Below are 24,954 nucleotides of genomic sequence, written 5' to 3' on the forward strand. Positions count from 1 at the left end.
CTCTATCCCTTCAACTACAGTTACCCGCGATTTACGTCAGCTGGATAAAAGCACTGATAATCTTTATGAATCTCTGGTAGTGGTTGCCAAGCGCGCAAATCAGATATCCAACAATATTAAAGAAGAGTTACACAGTAAGCTCTCTGAGTTTGCTTCTTCTAATGATAACCTGGAGGAAGTATTCGAGAACCGCGAGCAAATCGAGATATCAAAGCATTATGAGCGCATGCCAAAGCCTACGCTTATCGCTATTGATGAGTTCTTAAACAACAAAGTATACTTCCGTAATCCATCAAAGGAGCAAGGATAATTATACAGCTCTTCATCTGCCGGAATTCCTTCAAATAGGCAGATGAAGAGCTAAAAATGTTGTATATGCCGTTTCTGTAAAATTGCACATATAACATTTTTATCTAAGTTTGAACCTTCAATGTCTGATAGCCGTATAAGGTAAAAACTGCAGGCTGAAGGCATAAAGCTAAAAGCTTTATATTTTTAGACTTTGTGTAATTATGATTGAAGGAAAAAAGATATTACTAGGCGTTTGTGGCAGTATAGCCAGTTACAAATCTGCTACTTTAACTCGTTTACTGGTGAAAGCTGGCGCAAACGTCAAAGTAATCATGACTCATGAGGCTACCCGGTTTATAACTCCCCTTACATTATCTACCCTCTCTAAAAATCCAGTTTACAGCACTTATTATAAAGAAGATACCGGCGAATGGAACAGCCATGTTGAGCTGGGCCTGTGGGCCGATGCTTTCCTGATTGCTCCTGCAACTGCTAATACTATTGCTAAACTAGCATACGGCTTATGCGATAATCTCCTGACAGCCACTTATCTTTCGGCTAAATGTCCCGTTTATTTTGCTCCCGCCATGGATCTTGACATGTGGAAGCATCCATCAACTCAGCGGAATGTTCGTTTAATTGAGGAATACGGGAACATCCAGATAAAACCCGGGTACGGAGAACTTGCCAGCGGCCTAACCGGAGAAGGCAGAATGGCCGAACCGGAGGAGATATTCTCATTTATAGAACATACGTTTAGCAGTGATCAGCTTTTGAGGGGAAAGAAAGCGATAGTAACGGCTGGCCCAACCTATGAAGCAATAGATCCTGTTCGTTTTATCGGGAACCATTCTTCCGGAAAAATGGGCTTTGCTATTGCGGAAGAACTTGCTGGACTGGGAGCAGAAGTTACGCTGATAAGCGGACCTTCGCACCTTAGCACCCGGAACAAGGGGATTACGCGGATACCGGTTATGTCATCCGACGAGATGTTAAACGCAGTGGAGAAAAGCTTCCCGGCCAGCGATATCACCGTCATGAGTGCGGCTGTGGCAGATTACAAACCTGCAATTGTTTCAGCAGAAAAAATAAAAAAAGACCCGGCAGATTTTAACCTTGAACTGGTTAAAACCACGGATATCCTGGCAAAAGCAGGGAGCTCGAAACAGGCAGGTCAGATCCTGGTGGGGTTTGCCCTCGAAACAAATGATGAAGAAGCCAATGCTATAAAAAAACTCAGGAAGAAAAATCTAGACTTCATTGTTCTTAATTCAATGAATGACAAGGGAGCAGGCTTCGGAACCGATACGAATAAGGTGACAATTATCGACAAAAGCCTTAACGTCACACATTTTCCTTTAAAAACAAAAGAGGCTGTAGCAAAAGATATATGCCGCAAGATAATAGAATTGATATGAGAAAAAGAGGTTTTGTATTTATCCTGCTGTTTTTTGCAGTAATAACGGCATCGGCGCAAGATCTGAATGCCAGGGTTCAGATTTTATCTCCTCAGGTGCAAAACACCAATAAAAGGCAGTTAACTGTTCTTGAAGGAGCTATCAGGGATTTCCTGAATGGAAGAAAGTGGTCTGCCGATATTGTTCAAAGCCAGGAGCGTATCGATTGCAGCTTTGTCATTAATATAACAGAATGGGACGGGTCTTCGAGTTTCAAAGCGGAGGCACAGATCCAGTCGAGCCGGCCGGTATATGGTTCCACTTACAATTCGACCATCCTGAATTTAAGTGATAAGGACTTTAGCTTTACGTATACGGAGGGACAGCCGCTTGATTATTCCGATCAGTTGTTCACTACCAACCTCACGTCGCTTCTCGCCTATTATGCGTACATTATTACGGGAATGGATTATGATACCTTCGCAAAGTTCTCCGGAAGCCCGTACTATGCCAAAGCACAGACGGTGGTGAACAATGCACAAAACGCTTCATTTACAGGATGGAAAGCGTTTGAAGGAATGAGGAACCGGTATTGGCTCGCCGAAAATCTTACTAATAAGGCTTACGATCCTGTAAGGCTGGTATTGTATGACTATCATCGCAACGGATTGGATGTGATGTTTGAGAACAAGAATAAAGGACGTAAACAGATCATCACTCTCCTGCCCCAGCTGCAAAAAATCGACAAACAACGTCAGGGCTCGATGCTTGGCCAGATGTTTTTTACAGCCAAAGCTGATGAACTGGTAAATATTATCGGTTCGGCCAGTCCTACTGAAAGAATGTCAGCCTACAATATCTTAAGCGCTGCCGACCCTGCCAACATCGGCAAGTATGATTTGCTGCGCAAGCAGCAGAATTGATCCATGCTGAGATGAAGGGATAAATTATCGAATTGATTCGTGATTTAACGCCGATATTGTTATAATTGAACCTTTGTACCGGCCTGAGATCTTAGGATCTTGTACATGCCTGGATACAGCAATTGGACATTATATTTAAGTTAAACAATCAGGAATCTATGCTGGGCCGTCTCATAATCCGAAATTACGCTCTTATTGAAGACCTTGATATATCCTTTTCTGAACAGCTCAATATTGTAACAGGAGAAACAGGTGCCGGGAAATCTATTATCCTGGGAGCTTTGTCCCTTCTTCTGGGGCAAAGGGCAGAAAGCCGTTATTTCTTTAACCAACAGAAGAAATGTGTGATTGAAGGCCAGTTTAAGATCTCTGGCTACAATCTTAAGACCTTCTTTGAGGATAAGGATCTCGATTATGAGGATGACACCCTGCTTAGAAGAGAGATTTCTGCGGACGGAAAATCAAGAGCTTTCATTAATGACACTCCAGTAAACCTTACCATCCTTCGGGAACTGGGAGAACTCCTGATTGACGTTCATTCGCAGCATGCGACAATGGAGATTAACGATGAGAGGTTTCAGCTGCTGGTGGTTGATTCTCTGGCCGCTAATGAAATCCTTCTGAAAGGTTACCAGGAGAACTACTCTCAATATAAAAAGATTACCGCCAGGCTCAAAGAGCTGGAAGAACAAAGCCGGCAGGCGAAAAACGACATCGATTATTTTCAGTTTCAGTATAATGAACTTGAACAGGCTGTTCTTGCAGAAGATGAACAGGAAAAGCTGGAAACGGAGCTGACAACACTCAACCATGCAGAAGAGATTAAAAGGAACCTTCTTGCTGCGGTTTATCTGCTGAATGACCATGACCACGCCGTGGTGATCAGCCTGAAGGAGGCCCTTCAGCAGCTTCAGCATATTGAAAAGTTCCTTCCCGCCACAAGCGAGCTGTCATCCCGGATCAACAGTTCTCTGATAGAATTAAGAGATATTGCAGATGAGATTGAATCAATTGAACAGAACACGCTCATCGACGAAGCCCGTTCAGCGGAAATAAATGAGCGGCTTAATATTATTTACAACCTTCAAAAGAAACACCGGGTAACTTCAGTCCAGGAACTTCTGGCTATCCAAACTGAACTTTCAGATAAACTTCACTCTATAGCTTTCTCAGAAGAGGAACTGGAGAAGCTAAAAGCAGAGAGTTCAAGGCTTAAGGCAGAACTGGTTGTTCTGTCTGACACTCTTTCGGCCAGCCGCAATGAGGTGATTCCAGATATAGAGAAAAAGATAAAGGAAATCCTGGCAGAGATTGGAATGCCAAATGCTGTATTGAAAATTGAGAACATGCTGCTGGACGAGGATTCGCTGAACCTTTATGGCCGTAATAAGATCCAGTTCCTGTTTTCTGCTAATAAGGGACAGACACCTGCTCCGATGAACAAGGTGGCCTCAGGGGGCGAGCTGTCGCGTCTGATGTTAAGTATTAAGTCTCTTATCTCCCGGCATATTGCATTGCCGACTATTATTTTCGACGAAATTGATACCGGCATCTCCGGTGAGGTAGCCTGGAAGGTAGGACGTATTATGGAAAAGCTTGCAGAAGGGATGCAGGTGATCACGATCACGCATCTTCCTCAGATTGCAGCGAAGGGAGAAGCGCACTATTTCGTTTATAAAGACGAAAAACAGGACGTTACCCATACAAATATCACGCGTTTATCCGAAGAAGCAAGGGTTACCGAGATCGCGAAGATGCTGAGCGGCGAAAACCCCGGGGAGTTTGCACTTCAGAACGCCCGGCAACTTTTAAACGGAAATTAAAGCGCCAGGAAAGAAAAATCACTGATCCTCAAATCAGAAACTTTACTTATTTTAGCGGCCAAATTATTACTACATGGCTTATAATTTATTAAAAGGAAAACGCGGCATCATTACAGGCGCCTTGAACGAGAACTCTATCGCCTGGAAAGTGGCTGAAAAAGCGCATGAAGAAGGCGCCGCATTTGTTTTGACAAATGCCCCTGTTGCCATGCGAATGGGCGAAATGAATGCCCTGGCCGAAAAAACGAATTCTCAGATTATACCCGCTGACGCCACCAGTGTAGAAGACTTGACTGATTTGTTTACTAAGTCCCAGGAAGTGTTAGGAGGTAAGATCGACTTCGTATTACACTCCATCGGGATGAGCGTTAACATGCGTAAAACAATTCCTTACGCTGAATCGAACTACGAATACTTTCTGAAGGGTGTTGATATTTCAGCACTTTCTTTTCATAAAATGCTGAGCGTGGCGAAAAAGCTGGATGCGATCAGTGAATGGGGAAGTGTTGTTGCCCTTACATACATGGCCGCTCAAAGAACTTATCCGTTCTATACTGATATGGCGGATATAAAGGCGATGCTTGAATCTATTGCGAGAAGCTTCGGCTATCATTACGGCATAGAGAAAAAAGTAAGGATCAATACCGTTTCACAATCTCCAACTAAAACGACGGCAGGTACAGGAATTAAGGGATTTTCAGACTTTTTTGATTACGCGGATGCGATGTCGCCACTAGGTAATGCAGATGCTGAATCATGTGCTGATTACTGTATCACTTTGTTTTCTGACCTGACCCGTATGGTTACAATGCAAAACCTGTTCCACGACGGAGGATATTCTTCAACAGGTGTGAGCACAGAAATCATGCATAAATTCGGACTTAAATAATATTAATCTTGTTTCCATAAAAAAAAGGCGCCCTAAAGCGCCTTTTTTTGCTGATCCCCCATCCTAATAATCCGAATCTATCAAAACGATCTTCACAGTCATAACTGAAGAGGGAGGATCAAAAGGTGTAATCCCATCCGAGTCTTCGCAAGTGATCGATATTTCACCGGCTGCTTTCTCCCATCTATAAGAATATCCCCGGTAAACTTCGGGTACCTGTTCATAAGTTCTTCCGCCGTTAAAGGAAATGTATACCAGCACCGCACCCGTTTCCATGATATAATGATCAAGTTCGGGAACCGATATCCGGGCAACATAACTTAGTCCCCTATCTGTAGTGGTCCACCTGTTCACGTCTGTTACAATAGTACGGTTGGGAACGACGTAGTGATTTTGCTCGCAAGCTGTCATCAGCAGTATAACAGGGAGCATTAGAGTAAACAATTTCTTCATGTCTGTGTGTGTTTCTTATTGTATAGACGAGAATCGCGGGCAATGGTTGCATCCACGTTTCGGCACACCAGGATTGTCAGCAACTTTTTACAATCCATTTTTGGCTGCCGGTGAAATAATATCGCATTTTCACTTTGATATAACGTTGGAATAGCGTTATTTTAGCAATAGATAAATTTTTCGATGTGAGATCATCCGTTTTCAACGGGCTCCGGCTTAAAACAGACCGGCTAATTTTTCACTTCCCTCAGACTGCTTTTGCGCCTCCGGGACAGACGAATAATGACTATACTACACCTGCTAAACCAATGAAAATGTTCCTTCAAACAGTGTTCACCAATTATCTAAACCGCAAACCAGATAAACTACTAATATATAAACATGGAACAAATTGGAAATTTTTTAGCCCTTTTAGGAGAGAATGAGCAAATGCTCTACTTTGTGATCCTAAGTATCTTCGTTGGCATTGAAGTAATTGGAGGTGTGCCCACTATTCTGCATACACCACTTATGAGCGGAGCTAATGCTATTCATGGGGTCGTGATTGTAGGGGCGATTTTTGTTATGCTCAACACAGCTGCGAATGATTATCTCTCACTCACCCTCGGCTTTTTCGCCGTCCTGCTCGGCACATTGAATGTGGTGGGGGGATTTGTGGTGACAGACCGGATGCTTGAGATGTTTAAAAAGAAGTAATTAACCTGATCTGCCGGAGTATCGTGCCGACATATTATTTGTTTAACCTTATTCATATAAAATTATGAACCAGCACATATTATCAATTCTATATATTATTGCCTCCGTTTTATTTATTATTGGCCTGAAGATGATGGGCAACGCAAAGACCGCAAGAAAAGGCAATCTTCTTAGCGCGGCAGGGATGATACTTGCCATCGCCGGTACCATCCTTCTTCACGAAGGGGAAGTTGGCAACATTGTCTATGTACTCATTCTGCTTGCCATTATCATCGGAACAATCATCGGCTGGACGACAGCCCGCCGCGTACAGATGACAAAGATCCCCGAACTGGTATCTATGTTCAATGGCATGGGAGGCGCCTGTGCAGCCCTTATTTCCCTGATTGAGTTCCAGCATCTCTTTCCTTTTGATCATGTACCTCCCGGAGGGAGCCAGGGCCACTCCGGGACCCTGATCTGCATTATTTCGGGTTTAGTGATTGGAAGTGTCTCTTTTGCCGGAAGTATTATAGCCTTTTTTAAACTAAATGGCGTTTTAGACAAGCCTGTCAGACTTCCCCGATACAATTATATCAACCTGCTGATCCTTTCGGTAGTAGCAGGCATCAGTATCCTCTTGTTCTATTCTGCCAGTCCGATCACCATTTATGCCCTCCTGGCCATTGCCCTTTTATACGGAGTTATGCTGGTATTGCCAATAGGCGGTGCCGATATGCCGGTTGTGATATCGCTTCTTAACTCGTTCACAGGGGTTGCCGCAGCATTCGGAGGCTTCCTGTATGATAATCATGTGATGCTGACAGGAGGCATTCTGGTTGGGTCTGCGGGGACCTTATTAACGGTTGTGATGTGCAAGGCGATGAACCGGCCGATCATGCAGGTTATCTTCGGAGCCTTTGGTACTACCGCTTCCGGAAGTTCGGTAAGCGAAAAAGGTACCATAAGAGATATATCTGTTTCTGATACGGCTGCCCTGATGAATTATTCTAAAAAGGTGACCATCGTTCCGGGCTATGGACTAGCAGTAGCACAGGCCCAGCATGCTATTCACGAATTGCAAACGATTCTTGAAGATCATGGTGTGGAAGTAAAATATGCCATACACCCGGTAGCCGGAAGAATGCCGGGCCACATGAATGTACTACTGGCAGAAGCGAGCGTGGATTATGACAAATTAAGTGAGATGGACGACATCAATCCTGAGTTCCCAAATACAGACGTGGTCTTTGTGGTTGGAGCCAACGACGTGGTAAATCCTGCTGCAAAATCAGATCCGGCCTCCCCTATCTTCGGGATGCCCATCCTGGAAGCCGAAAACGCGAGAAATATCATCATCAATAAGAGATCCATGAATGCCGGTTACGCGGGAATCGACAATTTATTATTCTATAATACAAAAACGTCTATGTTGTTTGGCGACGCTAAGAATGTGATCACTAAACTGGTTTCCGAACTGAAGCAGATGTAACTGATTTTACGATGTCTTTAGATGAATAAAACTAAAACAGGCAGCAATTATAAGAATGTATTTGCCGCCAGGATGCCGGATGTGATCTTAAACAATAAAGAGGAGCCCAGGCTTCTCTTTATTGTTTATGTATGATAGAATCATTCCCGTGATCGGGGATTACCCAAGCATCAGCCATCTGCTTCCTTATGGGTTTGTTACCGCAACGGGTAGAATCTTCCCGTTGAAAAACTTATGCCCGGTGAGGGCAAAGTCTGCAATAAACTTCCCCATTTCAAAAGCCATTACGGGTGACTGGTAATCAGGAAAAGCTTTCTCCAGCATTTCCGTTTGTGCTGATCCTAAAGCCAGACAGTTGAAATGAATAGAAGAAGAGCTGTACTCGGCAGCCAGGCATTCAGTAAGGGTATGGAGTGCTGCTTTACTGGCAGAATAAGCGGCAAGTCCGGGAAATTTCGCACTCCCGCTGAATCCTCCCATGCTGCCTATATTCACCACATGAGCATTTTCATTGAGAAGGGGCATCATATGCTGGATCATTTTGACGTGGCCAAGCAGATTACTTTGCAGCATCTCTGCAAAATCAAGCTGTGTCAGCGATTCAAATGGTTTATTAATCAAGGCCCCCGCATTATTGATCAGCACGTCAATACTGCCGGTACGCAGTTTCACAAATTCTATCAGGGAGGCATAATCGTCATGGACGATATCAAATTTGGCAGGAAAAAGTTTACAGTCAGGATTCAAACTGATTGCAATCTCATACAGCCTGCGGAGTTTATCCTCCGACCGTGCCAGGGCAATCACCTCGTTCTGATTGTTCAGGATCAGTTCAAGTACTGCCTCAAATCCTACACCGCTGCTCGCGCCTGTTATTAAAATCTTCATCTCACTATATGCTTTTAGATTTACAAGTTAAAGTAGCCCACTCTGCGCCCTGCTCCTACAGAGGCAAAATATCAGGCCGTCTACCTTTTGCTAAGTTAGAAAAAGAATAGCGTACCATAAAAAAAGTACCTGCGACCGACAAAAACTTTCTGGGAAACTGTAGCTTTGTCGCCTGTTTATATTTCATAAATGAGACACATTCTGGTAACAGGCGGGGCTGGATTTATAGGGAGTAACCTGATCAGGGTTTTACTTCAGAATAATTTCAGAGTGACAGCCATCGATAACTTCGATGAATTTTATCCCCTTGCCCAAAAAGATCTAAATATTCTGCCCTTCCGTAACCACCCTTATTTCACCTTGTTGCATGGTGATATCAGGAACACCGCCGACCTGCAAAAAGCAGGAGACGTCGAAGTGATCGTTCATCTGGCGGCGAAAGCCGGGGTAAGACCCAGTATTAAAGATCCCGTTTTATACCAGGATGTCAATGTGGGGGGCACGCAAAATCTCCTGGAATTTGCAAAGGAAAGGGATATAAAGCAATTTGTTTTTGCCTCTTCAAGCAGCGTGTATGGTGTAAACCCCAACGTGCCATGGCATGAAGATGAAAAGTTACTGCCAATCAGCCCGTACGCATCTACCAAACTTTCGGCGGAGATGCTCGGACATGTTTACAGTCACCTGTATGGAATTCGTTTTCTGGCGCTTCGTTTTTTTACCGTATATGGCCCCGGACAACGGCCCGATCTCGCAATACATAAGTTTTTCCATCATATTATCAAGGGCAAAGCGATTCCCGTGTACGGCGATGGTTCAACAAGCCGCGACTACACGTTCGTCGGAGATACGGTCAAAGGTATTTTGGCAGCTATTAATTATGAAGCTTCGGACTTTGAGATTCTCAATCTGGGGAACAGTAATACCGTTACCCTCACTGAGCTGATCAGGGCGATAGAACAGACGTGCGGCAAAGATGCAATTATCAACAGGCTCCCTGAGCAACCCGGTGATGTCCCGCGTACTTATGCCGATATTGGAAAGGCTCAAAAGCTGTTAAACTATCGGCCCTCCACTTCTCTCCGGGAAGGTCTAAACCAATTTTACGAGTGGTTTAAGGCATCTTCAGATGCGATTCAATAGAACCGGGATCCAGGTCGTCTTCCACATTTTTAATTTCTTCTTCATCCGGCATGGGTTCGAATTCCTTTGAACGGTAAACGAACCATACTCCCGGCAAGGCGGCAAGGACAGAAATAAGCCAGAACGTTAGGCTGATTAAAACAGCCAGGTCGGCCGAAATGTCAAAAACATCTGCTGCATGTGCCATAAATACATCCTTCACACCGAGACCAGCTATTCCTACGTTGATGATCCCGATAATGGATGAAAGCAGAAAGCTGAAAAGATATGGAGCAAACTTCCCGTCGAAGTCCTGTGCCAGGAGAATACAGATAACAGCGAGCACCTGCAGCGACTGCGCCATACCCGCTTTGCAGTGGCTGATCACAAACTGACGTGAATACTCTCTGAAAAATCTCCTGAGTATAAGATAGTATACCAGCGTTCCAGTGAGTAAGGCGGTAACAGGCCATGTAGCCGGAATATCAATCTTCGGAATAAAGATGATGAGGCATACGGCAATAAACCCGATGGCCCATAACCCGCTCAGCCTGTCGAAGAACAAAGCCAGTAGCAGCCTTTTTGTCGGAAGTTTGAACTTCCTTCTCAGCAGGTAGATCTTATACCCATCCCCACCTATTCCACCGGGGAGAAAGACGTTATAAAACATCCCCAGTAAATAGAGCCTGAAATTGAACCAGAATGGAAGCTTCAAATCTATATTTTCAAGAAAAGTGCGCAGACGCCAGGAGGATACGACCTGGGAAGTGCAATACAGCACAAATGCCAGGAGTATAAAGGAGGCATCACTGGTAAGAAAGAGTTCCTTTACCTTATTAAAATCAATTTTTTGAAACACATACCAGATCAGCAGCGATGTAATAACAATTTTAACCGCTATTTTACTGATGTTCCACAGTTTCTTTTTGTTCATTATAAATTCTTCTAACCTGGTACGTTTTTCTGTTGGTGCCCTCAAAATAGTTCCTGATGCTAATTTCGGCTAGTATACCGATAGTGATCAGCTGAATTCCTCCCAGCAACAGAATAAGTCCGAGGATCAGGAGTGGCTTTCCCCAGATGTCGTGTCCCAGAACCTTTAAAATCAGCAGGTAAAAATTGATAAGGGCGCCCAATCCGAATGAAATAAACCCGAGTGATCCGAAGAGGTGCATGGGTTTCTGAATATACTTCCTGAAAAACACCATGGTGATCAGGTCTGCCATCACTTTAAATGTACGGTTCAACCCATATTTCGACTTTCCAAATTTCCTTGCATGATGCTTTACGTCCACTTGCGTGATATTGGCCCCTTGCAGCTTCGCCAGTACAGGGATAAACCGGTGTAATTCCCCATATATTCCGAGGTCTTCTGCGATCTCTCTTTTGAAGACCTTCAGTGTACAACCATAATCCCGGATATAAACCCCGGTCATCCTGCGGATGAGGGCATTGGCGATCTTTGACGGAATCTTTCTCAGGAACATTCCGTCCTGCCTGTCTTTGCGGTTGCCAGCCACCACATCCCAGTCTTCGTCCAGAAGCTTCTCCAGCATCATGGGAATATCGGATGGGTCATTCTGAAGATCACCGTCAAGTAAAGCAATATATCGTCCTGTCGAATGTTCTATACCAGCGGTCATTGCAGTACTTTGTCCGTAATTGCGGCGAAGTTCTACCAGCACCACATGTTCATCTGCATTTTCCCGGATTTCCTTCTGAGTCCCGTCAGACGAACCGTCATCTACGAATACTACTTCATAATTCAGCCCCTCCAGTGCAAACCTGATCTCGGCCAGCAACGGTGCTATATTCTCTTTTTCGTTAAGTACTGTTATGACTACTGAAAGATCTCTCATTGAACTCTGTATAATTTTAAGTTATCTTCATAGGTTTTCACCAGAACTGCCCGCGGATTTTGTAAATCCCGGTCAAAGGTAAGATAATAACCTTGTTTTGTGTCCTCCTCGGTAAATCTTACCTGCTGCTTTTTAGTACGCTGCAGATAATAAATTATCTTATGGTGATAAGGCAAACTCAGTACTTCCGGATGATATTGATAGAGAAAGAAGGGACTGCCCTTGCTTTGCTCCGCCATATCAATAGAAACTGTCCTCATATGTTCAGCCTTCGCCAGGCGCGACGGCAATACAAACCAGCTGAACGCCAGCCTTACCATCAGCAGCAATGCTATAAAGGGCACAATTTTATTCTGGCGGAGGCTGTAGATCAGAAAAGTAAAAAAGCCACATGCTGCCAGCAACACCAGTACCTTCAGCATAACGAAACTGACCGGCTGAGGAAACTTTATAAAAAATACAGAAGGCACAGCCAGGGTTACGAGCACAGCCAGCATCAGCAGGACCTTATTGAAAATTGTGTTTAAACGCGGATACTGCTCACGGAACATATAATACCCATTGCTCAGCACAATGAAGAGCAGGGGGTAAAGCATCAGCAAATAACGGGGCCTCGTCTCCGGCGAAAGCCAGTATACCCAGATATTGGCCAGAAATACCACACTGATGTACTTGATGAACTCATCCTCCCGCACGTTCTTCAGGAACTTTTTGTTCAGGCAAAATATCACCAGCAGGCTCACAGGAAGCAGATGGACAAGATGTTCGAAAGGAAAGGTGAACAGATGCCCGAAGCTATGGATGAAACCCGATCTGGCTATCGTACGCTGGCTGCTTTGATCCCAGATCACATGGAAATACTCTTTAAGATCGGGATTATGATGATAATAATTAAAAAAGTAAGCCCCTATTATGAGAAGGCAGATAATACCGCTTAGTATATGCTGCCAGCTGAAGAACCTCCTGAAATTGCGTGTATAGAGAAGCAGCGCAATGATGGTCATGCCCTGAAAAACAATAGAGGGGAGTCCTTTGCTCAGAAAAGTAACAGCGGTAATAAGATAGGAAACAAAAAAAAGCAGGAACCATTGCTTCTTCCGGAAGAAATAGAAGATAGACATGAACGAAATGAACGTGAGCCAGGAGTAAAAGATATCGATATGGCCAAGCATCGAATCATAGAGCAGCATCCGCCCGTTCACTAAAAAAGCCAGTCCGCTTAATAGCGCTACCCGCTTATCGCGGATAAAGAATGCAACCGCATAAAATATGGTGACCGCAAACAGGAACATCGGCACCACCGCAGGCAGCCGGGTGACAAACTCAGAGTAAGATCCGGTGAGAGCATAGAGCCCGGCTAGTATCCAGTTATACAGGGGAGGCTTATTATAGTAGTACTCCCCTCCAATCGTCGGTACCGAATAGTTTTTTGTTAATATCATTTCCATTGCCACATTCGCCCTTGTAGGCTCATCGGCAAAAAGAGGAAGCAAACCAAGGTTGGTGAAGAATGCGGGGATCGCTATAAGCAGCAATAGAAAAAAGACCATACGGGGTCGATCTTCTATAAATCTATCTAATGATTCCATAAATCAGATGCAAAGATAGAAAAGCCCTGATATTAAAGAGGAAGAGAAATGGTAAAGGTTGTTCCCTTTCCTACCTCGCTGTCTACATCAATGCTCCCTCCCAGGGATTCGATCTGTGCCTTAGTCATGTGAAGCCCCAGTCCCCGGCCTTCAGGCCCCATAGTAAACCGCTTGTACAAACCGAATATCTGATTACCATATTTTTCCAGGTCGATCCCGATTCCATTATCAGATACCCTTATCAGACAATATTCACCATCTTTTTCCGCTGTTATCCTGATCTCGGGAACGCGCAGATCCGACTTGTATTTCAAGGCATTAGAAATAAGGTTATGAAAAACACTGTGAATGTACCCTTTTATACTGAAAATGGCATCTGCTTCTGTGGCAATCTGCATAGTAATTTCCGCTCCCGATTCCTTTATCGGCCAGAAAAGATCATTAGCAACTTTATCTATTATCGTTGAAAGGCATAGGGGCTCCTTCTTTTCATTTAAAACAGATTTTACCGACAAAATACGGTTCAGATCTTTGATGACCGCATCAATGGACTCGGCCGACTCTGAAATATACTGGAATATCTGTTTACGTTCATCCTCGGCAAGTTCCATGCTGAACAAAGAGGACATGCCCAGAATATTAGCGACTGGAGAACGGAGATTATGAGAGACGATATAATTAAACTGCATCAGGTCTGTATACTTATTGTTAATCTCACGGAGTAACTCCTCGCGTTCCAGTATATGCTGTTTGATCTCAGTCATATCCTGGATCACTCCGAAAATATATTCCTGTTCACCCGTTGCCGAAGACGATTCCTCTTTGATATATTTCACCGTGCCGTTGCCGGTAACAATGCGATACTCCAGCGACCAGGATGTAAGCTTTTTTAACTGATCTTCCCGGCTTCTTTTTACTTTTTCAAGATCCTCGGGGTGGATCACACTATAGAACTTCTCAAGAGAGGGGCCCCTGATTTCTTTTGGAAGATCAAAAATATCATAAATTCCGTCACTCCACTCCTGCCTGGAATCTTCGGGATAATACACCCAGTATCCTATCCGTGCTAATTTATGGCTGAATGCCAGGAGGTGTTCTCTCCGTTTTAACTGATCCTGCACCACCCTCAGTGCTGTTATATCTACTCCGTAGCCAAGTTTATAACTACCTGAGCCACTGCTGAAGGGGGTAACAGTACGGACAAAGATCCTTTTACTTCCGTTTGTATCTGCTATTTCCTCGATCCATTCGACAGGCTCCTGAATCTGGTCCGCCAGGCCATACATTTTCATTCTCGCTTCAGCAATTTCAGGATCGTTGCCTTTCATCTGGCTATATTCAGCATCATCCTTTCCTATGATCCACTTCCTGAGATGGGGACTGTGCAGGGCCGAACGATTGATCACCACATACCTGCTCCGGTCATCCAGAACGGCAATATCCATATTGACGTGATCAATGATATCCTCGTATAGTTCCTTCCAGGCTTCTATGTCCTGTATTTTTCTGACGGAATTGCTGATGTCTCTTACTATCGCAAGTACTTCACGATCGTTATGCTTAACAAGCCTGGCTTCGTAGTAAAGGAAATTTCCCTGCTCACCTTCAATCTTGTACTCAAATGTTTCCGGTAATCCTGTATTGACAGCCTTAGCGACATGGTTGATCATCGCAGATGCAATTTCAGCATCAAGCCAATCTGATAAATTTCTATAGCTGTCTTGTCCGGCAACAGAGGGCTGGAGATTTGTTCCCGGATGAACCGGAACACATGTCCCTTCTAAACTTATTTTGTATAACTTGTCGGGCAATCCACCAATCAAAGTTTCCCAGACAGTTTTGTTTGTCTCTACCGGCTCCATAATTGGTTTAGGTATTTATTTGAAAAAAAGCCTCCATAAATACATAATTAAATGTAAAGATAACATTCCTATTTATTTGATTATTCTTTACAAAATTAATCTGCTGATTTCCTTCAGGAAATTACTTTAAAAATTGACATTAATACCGGCAAAAAAGTTTGCAACAGGTGCCGGGTTAAAGTACCGTCCGCCAAAAGCGTTCAAATCATTCCCAAGGCTATAGTTTTGGCTTAAGATATTATCCAGCCCCAAAAATGCAGAGAAAAAAGCACTTTTCATTCTTTTTTGACTCCATTCTGCTTTTAATTGGACCAGATGATATTCTCCGGAATAAACTGTTCCAGCATCGTTTAACGGTGCCCGGGATGAGTAACTATGCTGACTGTTAAGGCTTAAGCCCGCCGGAAACCTGAAATTCATCGAAGTAACGACCATATGGCGGGGCACTCCGGTCAACCTGTTTCCCGAGAAGTTATCTTCTCCGCTTATGTAGTCACGGAAGTAAAAAGCACTTAATGTATAACTGTTCGAAAAGCGAAGCGCCCTGAAAAAACCGGTTTCCCGGGGTGGAATCAACCAGGCAAGGAATTGTGATTCGAACCCGTTTTGACGGGTCCTCCCCGCTGTCTGAAAAAACTCATTTCCCGACTGGCTCAGACGCCTCACAATCGCGTCATTAAGGTTGAAATTAAAAACTACCCCATCCCAATACACCCGGTTGTGAAACAGCGACAGTCGTATCCCTGCCTCATATTGCCATCCCGATTCGGCGTCCAGGCTGGTATTGATCACATTGTCGGATGCCCTGACTTCGGCAATGGTCGGGGGCGAATACCCCCTGCTTGCAGATACCCTGATGGCAACATCGGGATGCAGAAGATAAGAAAAGGCAATACGAGGCATCATCTCGTTATCAAATGTTCTTCGGTACGGGCCGGAAGCAACAGGAGCGATATTGGAATAACGGTAATTATAAAAGTTGTAACTGCCCGCTATCTCCATCAGCAGCGCCGGGCTTAAGTTTGCTGACATATGGATGAAGAAAAACTTTTGATTGGTGCTCAGATCGTCAGCTGCCTGTATCGTATCCCGGAGTCCCCTCCTGTTCCCGTAGTTCGAAATATCTGCACCGGAATGCTGTCCCTCATAACCAAGCTGTATCTTCCAGGGTCTTACCGAAGCTTCGCGCGATGTTAATTCGAAATAGGTTCTGAGACCTATGGAATTTTCATTCCGGACCTCATAGTTTGTGATGAAAGGGTTTTTAAAAGCAGTATTTGAATAGGTGACAGCAGTAACATTTCGGAGCCGGTCATTGAACCGCAGCTCGTGGCCCAGGCCCGTCAGTAAGGTCCGGTTCCTGATCCCCGCCTTCTGCTCTTCTGCTCCCGGTGTAACGGCAGTGGCCGGTCTGGCAGCCCTGGGATTTTCTTTCAGCTGACTTTCAGTAAGCCCTCCGGGGGTTCTGTAATCCATGTCGGAATACAGGATCAAAGCTTTTAACCTGGCTCCCGCAGAATAGGATAAGGAAGGTGCTACGTGAATATAATTACGCCGCATAGCGCTATTGTCTCTGTATCCGTCAGAACGTTGCCAGGCTTCACTGATGCTGATATCACCATTCTTTCTTTTCTGATAAAGGGAAGCCTTTTGATATAGCAGGCCATAAGCCCCACCTGTTATTCCAGCACGGATATGGGAAGAGTCACGGCTACCCGTTTTGGTATGGATCAGCATCACTCCTCCTGTATTGGCGCCAAAAACGCTGGCTTCCGGCCCTTTTAATATTTCCAGGCCGCCCACGCCTTCGGCATCCACAGAACCGAGATAGGTATTTCCTCCTGCATCAGTCAGAATGAAGTCGTCCATATAGATTTTCACATTCCGGATACCGAAAGGGGATCTCAAAAGGCTTCCCCTGATAGACAGGCGGTAACTGCCAGGCGAGCGTTCCTCCATCCTGACCCCTGGAACAGCATTCAGCGCAGGCACCATAGAATAAGGCTGCTGTGCCTGAAGGTCATTCCGGGTTATTACGCTGACCGATGATGGCAGGGTGAGAGCCGGCTGGCTCCCGAAATAGCCCTGGATCGTTACCGGCCTGAGCATCTGCACAGAATCAACTGGCTGACGGGCATTCGATGCAAGAACAGCAAATATGAAAAGTGTTGTTAATGCGCTTTTTTTTAACATTCAGCTAATTTAAAATATCGCGCTTAAATTAACCTCCGTAACTGACTTTCCAGAGCGTATTGGCTGCGTCGTCAGAAACCAGAAGGGATCCGTCGGGCAAAACAGCTACACTGACAGGCCTTCCGTAGACGTCGCTTTTTTCCTTATCTGCAATAAACCCGGTGAGAAAGTCCTCCATCCTGCCGGAGGGCTTCCCGTTTTTAAACGGAACAAAGGTAACTTTATATCCCACCAGCTGCGAATGATTCCACGATCCATGCTGCCCGATGAAAGCCCCGTTACGGTACTTCTCAGGAAAGGATTTCCCGTCATAGAAAGCCAGCCCCAGGGAGGCCGTATGCGACCCAACCTGGAAATCAGGAACCAGTGCTTTTTTTACCAGGTCAGGTCTCTCTCCTTTGAGCCTCGGATCTTCATGCTGCCCATAATAAGAATAGGGCCATCCATAAAAACCGCCCTCTTTTACACTGGTGATATAGTCGGGTACCAGGTCGTCGCCAAGTCCGTCCCGTTCATTGACGGCAGTCCACAATCTTTCGCTTTCAGGATTCCAGTCCATTCCTACCGGGTTGCGCAGCCCGGAAGCATAGATCCGTTCTCCCGAACCGTCCCTGTTGATCTCCAGGATACAGGCACGCCGCGTTTCATTCTCAATTCCATTCTCGGCTACATTGCTGCCCGACCCAACTGAAATATAAATTTTGGAATGGTTCGCGTTAGCAATAAGATTCCTGGTCCAATGATTATTGTACCCTCCTGCTGGCAAGTCAAGTATTTTCCTTCCCTTGCCCGAAATCTTCGTCTGTCCGGCTTTATAAGGAAACGCCATGAGTCCGTCGGTATTGGCAACATAAAATGAATCCCCCGCGATAAGCATACCGAATGGTTGATTCAAACCTGTGAGAAATATCTCTGTCACATCTGGCTTTCCATCCTTATTGGTGTCCCTGAACAACACGATGGAATTAGAGCTCTCTCCCAGGTTTTGCGATTTGGCTTTCCCGGAGACTATAGCTTTTGCCTTTGCAGTGCCCTTAGCCTCTGTATTGGCCATTGCGACAAATACATCCCCGTTAGGCCCAACATAGATAGACCTGGGGTTACTAAGGCCATCGGCAAACTTGGTTACTGTAAATCCAGACGGCGCAACAGGAGTCTTTCCTTCGGGCCAGCCTTTTACTTTACTGTAATTGGTTGAAGATTTGCCCGGCTGAGGGAGCTCTGCCCCGGTAGAATCAAGGCTGACAGAATCGGCCTGCTGGTCTGCAGTCTTAGTGCGGTTAGAAAAATTACAGGAAAAAAGTAAAAGAAACACTGTGCATAAAGAAAGATCCTTCAGTATATTCATAAGAAAACCATTTTAATTAAAAAGCTAGTAATCAAACGTATCGTTATCCTTGCGGTTTTACTTTTTTCGTTAAACATCAAACTCTGCAGTACCATTCAGCGTTCTTATCATAAATATGACGTCATGGCATTAGTATATCCAGAGCTAAGGGAAGAAGGAAAGACAGGGCCTTTATACGGTTCTCATACAGGATCTGTCAACATTAATAAAGCAGAAAGAATGTTCTCATTACTGGCAGGAACTGTCCTGTTATACAACGGAATAACTCAAATTACAAAAAAGCCTTTTACTGCGGCTTCAAAGTTGGTAGCAGGAGGAGCGTTATTGGTGAGAGCCGTATCCGGGCACTGTGCGGCTTATGCTGCTGCAGGAAAAAACAGTGCCAGGAGTGAAGCAATTAATATCAGGCAGCAGTTTACGGTAAACAGACCTCGTGCAGTGGTATTTCATTTCTGGCGTAGCCTGGAAAATCTGCCGCTCTTTATGCGTCATCTTGAGAAGGTCGAGAAAAAAGAAGACAACTTATGGCTGTGGAAAGCAAAGTTTTCAGACAATTTTCCTGCGATAAGCTGGAACGCGGAGATCGTAAAAGAAAAAGAAGGATATTTCATAGGGTGGCAATCTGTTGATAATGCAATAATTGACCACGCCGGAAAGGTGGAGTTCAATGATGCAGCCAACGGTCATGGTACTGAAGTACAGGTCGTGTTCACTTATCGTGCTCCTGCAGGCACCATTGGAACAGGTATCGCCAGACTTCTTAACCCATTCGTAGAAAAACTTATTCTGGAAGATGTGCTCAACTTTAAGCAGTACATCGAAGCAGGCGAAATTCCGGAAAATAGCACTGCTTCTCCGGAGGCAGCGGTTTAAGTCTATTCTCCGACATACAGAGCGCTCTCGCGCTCTCTGCCATGCGGCGGGAAACTGCCGTGTGGCTTTTTATGGTGTCAGTTTCTCTATAAGTCTGGCACTCTGCCGGGCTCCTTCCTGGAGCCTGTCGGCAAAGAAGTCCTTTACCTGGTTAAAATGCGCTAGATAACCGTCCATATCACCGTATTCAATAATGGATGCCCACTCCCGTACAGCAGAATGAAACTCCAGGTCATCTGCTCTGATACTCTTATCGTATAAAGCAGTCACAATACTTTCTTCCAGCAGTGCTTCATTTTTAAAAAGGTATTCTGCAATTCCCAGCCGCAACCTGAACGGCGGAGTCTGGCAGATCAGGTTCTCATAAGGGTTTACCTTAAGCCGGTACCATGTATCCACCATCGCAAATATACTGAGATGAGAATTTGGCATGTATTCACCCGACTCTTCAGCCATTTTAAAGTCCTTCATAACATCATGATCAAGAGTGATGAAGTTCCGTTCTCCATGAAATACAAATTCGCTTGCGGCCTTTATCCGTGCCCTGAAAGCATCTTCCTGCTCGCAAATCATCATCTTAAATAACTCTGATTCCGACCTGGCATATTGCCTCACCTGCTTTCTTGCAAACGGGTTCATTATGGCGAGCCCGGCATAGACGTGAGCCTTATAACTGAATATTCTTAAGGTAGTAAGGATTTTTACATTATCAATACCATTAGAATAAGCGCCGTGGTCCCAGGGGTAAACTCCGGCATTCTTCCAGGCAGTGCCCATACTTTCAAAACCCATGTGGGTAACTGCCTGTGTATCCGCCATGATCCTGTCATGATGCTCGAAGCTTTCTACTTCTATAATCTCCGACTCCAGGGCTTCATAAACATCCATAGCTTTTCTGTAAATCTCATCGGTCGCCCTGTGAGGCACTACTACCAGCTTCTGCCCTTCTGTAGAAAATGCTGGCCCATGAAGGGAATGGCAGGTCACAATAAAAACATCGTCGGGCAGATGCTTTTCGAAAGCTGCTATCTCCGGATACTTCACGGAAGTCTGTCCGGCCACAATAGCCCCATACTTCACCGAATCCGCAGTAGCAGCCACTACCTGCTCAATATTAGCCGCTTCCACTGAGTATAATAAAAAATCAGCTTTCCTGGCCACTGCCCTTGCCGAGGGAAGGATCGTGACAGACGTCCCTTCAAACAGGTTCAGCAACGATTCATAACGCTGGGGCAGATCACATCCATATACAGTATAGCCCTTCTGGGCCCATTTACGGGCACATAAGGATCCCATATCTCCAAGCCCGATAATGCCTATGTTCATATCGTAAAGATATAGATTGATTTCAACAGCAACAATCTTCCGGCTTTTTTTGAAATCTTAATTTTTAAAAGATAATTCTTATACTTGTTTCGATGAGGACCTAATTTACTCTTATGAAGCGATACTTTTTGATTTCATTGATTACTCTGATAACGACGACTTCAAGTGGTTACCTGTTCGCCCAGGACAGTACAGCCAGAAAAAATGCTACACTCAGCAGAACACCGGCTGGCCCGCCTGCTGATCCGTCCCTGCAGGGACAGTATCAGGAGATGCTAATGAGATCCAGGACGCAGGATGGTTATAAACTGATCAATCCATACCGGCTTACCACACTTTGGAAAAACTCAATGGATTCCTTAAGGGCAGAGAAAAAAAGACGTATAGAGGCAGAAAAAAGGATCTCTTCTTCAGCAGAATCTGTAAGCGCGATGAGAGACAGCCTTTCAAAAAACCAGGAAAGTCTCGATCAGTCGCAGGAAATGATCGACAGCATATCACTTCTCGGAATGAAAATAAACAAGACCCTGTATAATTCAATCATGTGGGGAATTGTTCTCGTACTGGCATTAGCCCTGGCGATTGTCCTCTTCCTGTCAGGAAAGAACAGGCGGGAAGCAGCCTACAGGATCAAACTCTTTGAAGAACTTTCGGCAGAATTCCAGACCTATAAAAGTAAAGCGAATGAAAGAGAAAAAAAGCTTGCCCGCGAGTTACAGGATGAAAGGAATAAACTCGACGACCTGACGAACGGAAAATAAAAAAAGCCGGCAACCGCCATAAAAAAAGCCCGTTAAGTTAGAAACTCAACGGGCTTTATCTTTTTCAAAAAGTCCTGGCTGTTACACCTTGATTTCAACTTCAACACCACTTGGCAATTCAAGCTTCATCAGCGCATCTACAGTCTTCGAATTTGAACTATAGATATCCAGAAGTCTTTTGTAAGAACATAACTGGAACTGCTCACGGGCTTTCTTGTTTACGTGAGGTGAACGAAGAACAGTAAAGATCTTCTTCTCTGTTGGCAGAGGAATAGGACCACTTACTACTGCACCGGTAGGTTTTACCGTTTTAACGATCTTCTCTGCTGACTTATCAACCAGATTGTAATCGTAAGACTTTAACTTGATTCTGATTCTTTGGCTCATTTTTGTTTTTTATTTAAGACACCGTTGTAAGAGCTATTAATTACACTGGTGTTTTTCTTTGTAAAGGCAGGAAACCCGCTTCCGGTTTACACCGTCTGCCCTGCTTCCTGCTTATGATTTTTTAATTTTAAGTAAAGCTTTTAACTCAATTAAGAGTTAGAAGACTTTCCCTTTGACTTTGCAATTACTTCTTCCTGCACGTTCCTAGGAGCTGGCTCGTAGTGATCAAACTCCATTGTAGAAGTAGCACGACCTGAAGTGATAGTACGTAACTGAGTTACATAACCGAACATTTCAGACAGGGGAACCATTGCCTTGATTACCTGCGATCCTGCACGGGTATCCATGCCCTGAAGCTGACCACGACGACGGTTAAGGTCTCCCATTACGTCACCCATGTTTTCTTCAGGAGTTAATACTTCAATTTTCATGATCGGCTCCATCAGCACTGGCTTAGCCTTTGGTAAAGCTTCGCGGAAGGCTGCACGGGCTGCAATTTCAAATGATAATGAGTCAGAGTCAACCGGGTGGAAAGATCCGTCGATAAGACGTACTTTCATGTCAGTTACCGGGTAGCCCGCTAAAACACCATTTGCCATGGCTGCGTCAAAACCTTTCTGAACAGAAGGAATGTACTCACGTGGAATAGAACCACCCACGATTTCATTCTCGAACTGAAGACCAGACTTACCTTCATCAACCGGAGAAATAACAACCTGGATATCGGCAAATTTACCGCGGCCACCAGTTTGTTTCTTATAAGTCTCACGGTGCTGAACAGTTCCGGTGATCGCTTCTTTATAAGCTACCTGAGGTGCACCCTGGTTTACTTCAACCTTAAATTCACGTTTCAGACGGTCCATGATGATATCAAGGTGAAGCTCACCCATACCTTCAATCACGGTTTGACCTGTATCTTCATCTGTCTTTACACGGAAAGTTGGATCCTCTTCTGCAAGCTTACCAAGAGCAAGACCAAGCTTATCAACGTCAGCCTGAGTTTTAGGCTCGATAGCAAGACCGATAACCGGCTCAGGGAACTTCATCGATTCAAGAACGATAGGTGCCTTTTCATCACAAAGAGTATCACCTGTTCTGATATCTTTAAATCCTACTACCGCAGCAATATCACCTGCTCCTACATTAGGAATAGGATTCTGCTTGTTGGCATGCATCTGGAAGATACGTGAAATACGTTCCTTGTTTTCAGAGCGGGTGTTATAAACATAAGAACCAGCTTCAAGATTTCCGGAATAAACACGGATGAAACAAAGACGGCCCACAAAAGGATCGGTTGCAATCTTAAATGCAAGAGCAGCAAAAGGCTCTTTAACATCAGGATGACGAATAACTTCCTCCTCAGTATCAGGGTTTGTACCTTTAATAGCTTCCTGATCAAGAGGTGAAGGAAGTAATTCCATCACATAATCAAGCATAGTTTGCACACCTTTGTTCTTGAAAGAAGAACCACAAGTCATAGGAACGATCTTGCCTGCAAGTGTCGCCTGACGAAGAGCATCCAAAACTTCGCGCTCAGTGATTTGAGTAGGATCATCAAAGAACTTCTCCATCAGCGTATCGTCAAACTCAGCAACTGCTTCAAGAAGTTTTTCTCTCCATTCAGTAGCTTCTTCCAGCATATCGTCAGGAATCGGCACTTCAGTGAAAGTCATTCCCTTATCATGCTCATTCCATACAATACCACGGAAATTTACCAGGTCTACCACCCCTTTGAATGAATCTTCAGCTCCGATAGGCAGCTGCAAAGGAATAGCGTTAGAACCAAGCATTTCTCTTACCTGCTTAACAACTTTGAGGAAGTCTGCACCTGAACGGTCCATCTTGTTTACGAAACCGATACGGGATACGTTATAGTTGTTTGCAAGACGCCAGTTTGTTTCAGACTGGGGCTCTACACCATCTACAGCTGAAAAGAGGAATACCAGCCCGTCGAGTACCCGCAGCGAACGGTTTACCTCTACAGTAAAGTCAACGTGTCCGGGGGTATCAATAACGTTTACCTGGTATTTGTCATTCCTGTAATTCCAGAAAACGGTAGTAGCAGCTGAGGTGATAGTAATACCGCGCTCCTGCTCCTGAGCCATCCAGTCCATAGTAGCAGCACCTTCGTGTACTTCTCCGATCTTATGGCTTACTCCCGCATAGTACAAAATACGCTCGGTAGTAGTGGTCTTTCCAGCATCAATGTGAGCTGCAATACCAATATTTCTTGTATATTTTAAATCTCTTGCCATTATAATTTATAATTCTGATTCGCCGCTAAAAAAAAGGATTACACTGATCTTCCATCTTGCCGATATCAGTGTAATCCTTTTTAACTCAGCATAATCTAACTGTTAGAAACGGAAGTGTGAAAATGCTTTATTTGCTTCAGCCATCTTATGAGTATCTTCTTTCTTCTTCACTGCGGCACCTTCACCTTTAGAAGCAGAAATAATCTCAGCAGCAAGCTTCTCCATCATAGTCTTTTCACCACGACGACGGGCATACAGGATTAACCATTTCATACCCAAAGCAATCTTACGCTCAGGACGAACTTCCGTAGGTACCTGGAAGTTTGCACCACCTACACGGCGTGATTTAACTTCAACAGCAGGCATTACGTTGTTCAATGCTTTCTTCCATGCTTCAAGACCGCTTTCACTGGTTCTCTTTTCAACAAGTTCTACAGCATCATAGAAAATTGAATAAGCAATAGATTTCTTTCCGTCATACATCATGTTGTTCACGAAACGGGTTACCATCACGTCATTGAATTTCGGATCAGGCAGGATAATTCTCT

General features: G+C 44.6%; 22 protein-coding genes. 10 read left to right on the forward strand and 12 right to left on the reverse strand.

Going from position 1 to position 24,954, the window contains the following annotated elements; genetic code table 11:
• The 5 genes from DDR33_RS20695 to DDR33_RS20715 form a co-directional block, all read left to right on the forward strand.
• Positions 1-310, forward strand: a 310-nt coding sequence (locus DDR33_RS20695) for a DNA-directed RNA polymerase subunit omega (protein WP_238387883.1), incomplete at its 5' end; no start/stop codon positions are given.
• 202 nt (positions 311-512) lie between these two features.
• Complete coding sequence (gene coaBC, locus DDR33_RS20700; protein ID WP_202913804.1) at positions 513-1,709, forward strand: bifunctional phosphopantothenoylcysteine decarboxylase/phosphopantothenate--cysteine ligase CoaBC; 1,197 nt, start codon at positions 513-515, stop codon at positions 1,707-1,709.
• Positions 1,706-2,611 (forward strand): type IX secretion system protein PorD, encoded by a 906-nt coding sequence (gene porD / locus DDR33_RS20705; protein ID WP_109417798.1) that lies wholly within the window; start codon positions 1,706-1,708, stop codon positions 2,609-2,611. Before coaBC ends, porD begins: the two co-directional genes overlap by 4 nt.
• Positions 2,612-2,769: 158 nt before the next feature.
• Positions 2,770-4,434, forward strand: a complete 1,665-nt coding sequence (gene recN, locus DDR33_RS20710; protein ID WP_109417718.1) for a DNA repair protein RecN — start codon at positions 2,770-2,772, stop codon at positions 4,432-4,434.
• A gap of 73 nt (positions 4,435-4,507) precedes the next feature.
• Complete coding sequence (locus DDR33_RS20715) at positions 4,508-5,323, forward strand: enoyl-ACP reductase FabI (protein ID WP_109417719.1); 816 nt, start codon at positions 4,508-4,510, stop codon at positions 5,321-5,323.
• 63 nt (positions 5,324-5,386) lie between these two features.
• Here the strand turns inward: DDR33_RS20715 and DDR33_RS20720 are convergent, their stop codons facing one another.
• Positions 5,387-5,776: a hypothetical protein gene (locus DDR33_RS20720; RefSeq protein WP_146198818.1), complete on the reverse strand. Its 390-nt coding sequence runs from the start codon at positions 5,774-5,776 to the stop codon at positions 5,387-5,389.
• A 381-nt stretch (positions 5,777-6,157) separates the two neighbouring features.
• On the opposite strand from DDR33_RS20720, the gene DDR33_RS20725 reads away from it, so the two are divergent.
• Positions 6,158-6,472 (forward strand): NAD(P) transhydrogenase subunit alpha, encoded by a 315-nt coding sequence (locus DDR33_RS20725; protein WP_109417721.1) that lies wholly within the window; start codon positions 6,158-6,160, stop codon positions 6,470-6,472.
• A 64-nt stretch (positions 6,473-6,536) separates the two neighbouring features.
• Positions 6,537-7,943 carry an NAD(P)(+) transhydrogenase (Re/Si-specific) subunit beta gene (locus DDR33_RS20730; protein WP_109417722.1) on the forward strand — a complete coding sequence of 469 codons (1,407 nt, stop codon included), beginning with the start codon at positions 6,537-6,539 and terminating at the stop codon, positions 7,941-7,943.
• A gap of 186 nt (positions 7,944-8,129) precedes the next feature.
• On the opposite strand, the gene DDR33_RS20735 is transcribed toward DDR33_RS20730, so the two are convergent.
• Positions 8,130-8,831: an SDR family NAD(P)-dependent oxidoreductase gene (locus DDR33_RS20735; protein ID WP_109417723.1), complete on the reverse strand. Its 702-nt coding sequence runs from the start codon at positions 8,829-8,831 to the stop codon at positions 8,130-8,132.
• Positions 8,832-9,020: 189 nt separating this feature from the next.
• Between DDR33_RS20735 and DDR33_RS20740 the strand changes: the two genes are divergently transcribed.
• Positions 9,021-9,974 carry a GDP-mannose 4,6-dehydratase gene (locus DDR33_RS20740; RefSeq protein WP_109417724.1) on the forward strand — a complete coding sequence of 318 codons (954 nt, stop codon included), beginning with the start codon at positions 9,021-9,023 and terminating at the stop codon, positions 9,972-9,974.
• Here DDR33_RS20740 and DDR33_RS20745 read toward each other — a convergent pair.
• The 6 genes from DDR33_RS20745 to DDR33_RS20770 all read right to left on the reverse strand — a co-directional run bounded on the left by DDR33_RS20745 (position 9,946) and on the right by DDR33_RS20770 (position 18,804).
• Positions 9,946-10,887: a lysylphosphatidylglycerol synthase transmembrane domain-containing protein gene (locus DDR33_RS20745; RefSeq protein WP_109417725.1), complete on the reverse strand. Its 942-nt coding sequence runs from the start codon at positions 10,885-10,887 to the stop codon at positions 9,946-9,948. The genes DDR33_RS20740 and DDR33_RS20745 overlap by 29 nt on opposite strands.
• Entirely contained in the window at positions 10,856-11,812 is a 957-nt protein-coding gene (locus tag DDR33_RS20750) for a glycosyltransferase family 2 protein (protein ID WP_109417726.1), read from the reverse strand. The genes DDR33_RS20745 and DDR33_RS20750 overlap by 32 nt, the downstream gene beginning before the upstream one ends.
• Complete coding sequence (locus tag DDR33_RS20755) at positions 11,809-13,401, reverse strand: ArnT family glycosyltransferase (protein ID WP_146198819.1); 1,593 nt, start codon at positions 13,399-13,401, stop codon at positions 11,809-11,811. The genes DDR33_RS20750 and DDR33_RS20755 overlap by 4 nt, the downstream gene beginning before the upstream one ends.
• A 32-nt stretch (positions 13,402-13,433) precedes the next feature.
• A complete protein-coding gene (locus DDR33_RS20760) occupies positions 13,434-15,263 on the reverse strand; it encodes a sensor histidine kinase (RefSeq protein WP_109417728.1) in 1,830 nt (609 codons plus the stop codon).
• Positions 15,264-15,389: 126 nt separating this feature from the next.
• Positions 15,390-17,456, reverse strand: coding sequence for a TonB-dependent receptor (locus tag DDR33_RS20765; protein ID WP_109417729.1), 2,067 nt, complete (start codon positions 17,454-17,456; stop codon positions 15,390-15,392).
• Between the two features lie 28 nt (positions 17,457-17,484).
• On the reverse strand, positions 17,485-18,804 hold the full coding sequence (locus DDR33_RS20770) for a PQQ-dependent sugar dehydrogenase (protein ID WP_109417730.1): 1,320 nt from the start codon (positions 18,802-18,804) through the stop codon (positions 17,485-17,487).
• A 123-nt stretch (positions 18,805-18,927) separates the two neighbouring features.
• On the opposite strand from DDR33_RS20770, the gene DDR33_RS20775 reads away from it, so the two are divergent.
• Positions 18,928-19,677, forward strand: a complete 750-nt coding sequence (locus tag DDR33_RS20775; protein ID WP_109417731.1) for a YgaP-like transmembrane domain — start codon at positions 18,928-18,930, stop codon at positions 19,675-19,677.
• A gap of 69 nt (positions 19,678-19,746) precedes the next feature.
• On the opposite strand, the gene DDR33_RS20780 is transcribed toward DDR33_RS20775, so the two are convergent.
• The gene (locus DDR33_RS20780; protein ID WP_109417732.1) at positions 19,747-21,003 is read right to left on the reverse strand and encodes a prephenate dehydrogenase; all 1,257 of its coding nucleotides are present in this window, start codon (positions 21,001-21,003) and stop codon (positions 19,747-19,749) included.
• A gap of 113 nt (positions 21,004-21,116) precedes the next feature.
• On the opposite strand from DDR33_RS20780, the gene DDR33_RS20785 reads away from it, so the two are divergent.
• The gene (locus DDR33_RS20785) at positions 21,117-21,764 is read left to right on the forward strand and encodes a hypothetical protein (protein ID WP_109417733.1); all 648 of its coding nucleotides are present in this window, start codon (positions 21,117-21,119) and stop codon (positions 21,762-21,764) included.
• An 81-nt stretch (positions 21,765-21,845) separates the two neighbouring features.
• Here the strand turns inward: DDR33_RS20785 and rpsJ are convergent, their stop codons facing one another.
• The 3 genes from rpsJ to rpsG all read right to left on the reverse strand — a co-directional run.
• Positions 21,846-22,151 carry a 30S ribosomal protein S10 gene (gene rpsJ / locus DDR33_RS20790; protein WP_040627320.1) on the reverse strand — a complete coding sequence of 102 codons (306 nt, stop codon included), beginning with the start codon at positions 22,149-22,151 and terminating at the stop codon, positions 21,846-21,848.
• Between the two features lie 149 nt (positions 22,152-22,300).
• Positions 22,301-24,406, reverse strand: coding sequence for an elongation factor G (gene fusA, locus DDR33_RS20795; protein WP_109417734.1), 2,106 nt, complete (start codon positions 24,404-24,406; stop codon positions 22,301-22,303).
• Between the two features lie 102 nt (positions 24,407-24,508).
• A partial coding sequence (gene rpsG, locus DDR33_RS20800) for a 30S ribosomal protein S7 (RefSeq protein WP_202913805.1) occupies positions 24,509-24,954 on the reverse strand: 446 nt, incomplete at its 5' end.

The organism is Pararcticibacter amylolyticus (genome assembly GCF_003130405.1).
Classification (GTDB): Bacteria; Bacteroidota; Bacteroidia; order Sphingobacteriales; family Sphingobacteriaceae; genus Arcticibacter; species Arcticibacter amylolyticus.

Coding starts and splice junctions, on each gene's coding strand:
- DDR33_RS20765 (WP_109417729.1), bottom strand. CDS start 17,456: ATGTTAAAAAAAAGCGCATTAACAACACTTTTCATATTTGCTGTTCTT.
- DDR33_RS20730 (WP_109417722.1), top strand. CDS start 6,537: ATGAACCAGCACATATTATCAATTCTATATATTATTGCCTCCGTTTTA.
- DDR33_RS20760 (WP_109417728.1), bottom strand. CDS start 15,263: ATGGAGCCGGTAGAGACAAACAAAACTGTCTGGGAAACTTTGATTGGT.
- DDR33_RS20770 (WP_109417730.1), bottom strand. CDS start 18,804: ATGAATATACTGAAGGATCTTTCTTTATGCACAGTGTTTCTTTTACTT.
- DDR33_RS20780 (WP_109417732.1), bottom strand. CDS start 21,003: ATGAACATAGGCATTATCGGGCTTGGAGATATGGGATCCTTATGTGCC.
- fusA (WP_109417734.1), bottom strand. CDS start 24,406: ATGGCAAGAGATTTAAAATATACAAGAAATATTGGTATTGCAGCTCAC.
- coaBC (WP_202913804.1), top strand. CDS start 513: ATGATTGAAGGAAAAAAGATATTACTAGGCGTTTGTGGCAGTATAGCC.
- DDR33_RS20715 (WP_109417719.1), top strand. CDS start 4,508: ATGGCTTATAATTTATTAAAAGGAAAACGCGGCATCATTACAGGCGCC.
- porD (WP_109417798.1), top strand. CDS start 1,706: ATGAGAAAAAGAGGTTTTGTATTTATCCTGCTGTTTTTTGCAGTAATA.
- DDR33_RS20740 (WP_109417724.1), top strand. CDS start 9,021: ATGAGACACATTCTGGTAACAGGCGGGGCTGGATTTATAGGGAGTAAC.
- DDR33_RS20720 (WP_146198818.1), bottom strand. CDS start 5,776: ATGAAGAAATTGTTTACTCTAATGCTCCCTGTTATACTGCTGATGACA.
- DDR33_RS20785 (WP_109417733.1), top strand. CDS start 21,117: ATGAAGCGATACTTTTTGATTTCATTGATTACTCTGATAACGACGACT.
- DDR33_RS20745 (WP_109417725.1), bottom strand. CDS start 10,887: ATGAACAAAAAGAAACTGTGGAACATCAGTAAAATAGCGGTTAAAATT.
- recN (WP_109417718.1), top strand. CDS start 2,770: ATGCTGGGCCGTCTCATAATCCGAAATTACGCTCTTATTGAAGACCTT.
- DDR33_RS20755 (WP_146198819.1), bottom strand. CDS start 13,401: ATGGAATCATTAGATAGATTTATAGAAGATCGACCCCGTATGGTCTTT.
- rpsJ (WP_040627320.1), bottom strand. CDS start 22,151: ATGAGCCAAAGAATCAGAATCAAGTTAAAGTCTTACGATTACAATCTG.
- DDR33_RS20735 (WP_109417723.1), bottom strand. CDS start 8,831: ATGAAGATTTTAATAACAGGCGCGAGCAGCGGTGTAGGATTTGAGGCA.
- DDR33_RS20775 (WP_109417731.1), top strand. CDS start 18,928: ATGGCATTAGTATATCCAGAGCTAAGGGAAGAAGGAAAGACAGGGCCT.
- DDR33_RS20725 (WP_109417721.1), top strand. CDS start 6,158: ATGGAACAAATTGGAAATTTTTTAGCCCTTTTAGGAGAGAATGAGCAA.
- DDR33_RS20750 (WP_109417726.1), bottom strand. CDS start 11,812: ATGAGAGATCTTTCAGTAGTCATAACAGTACTTAACGAAAAAGAGAAT.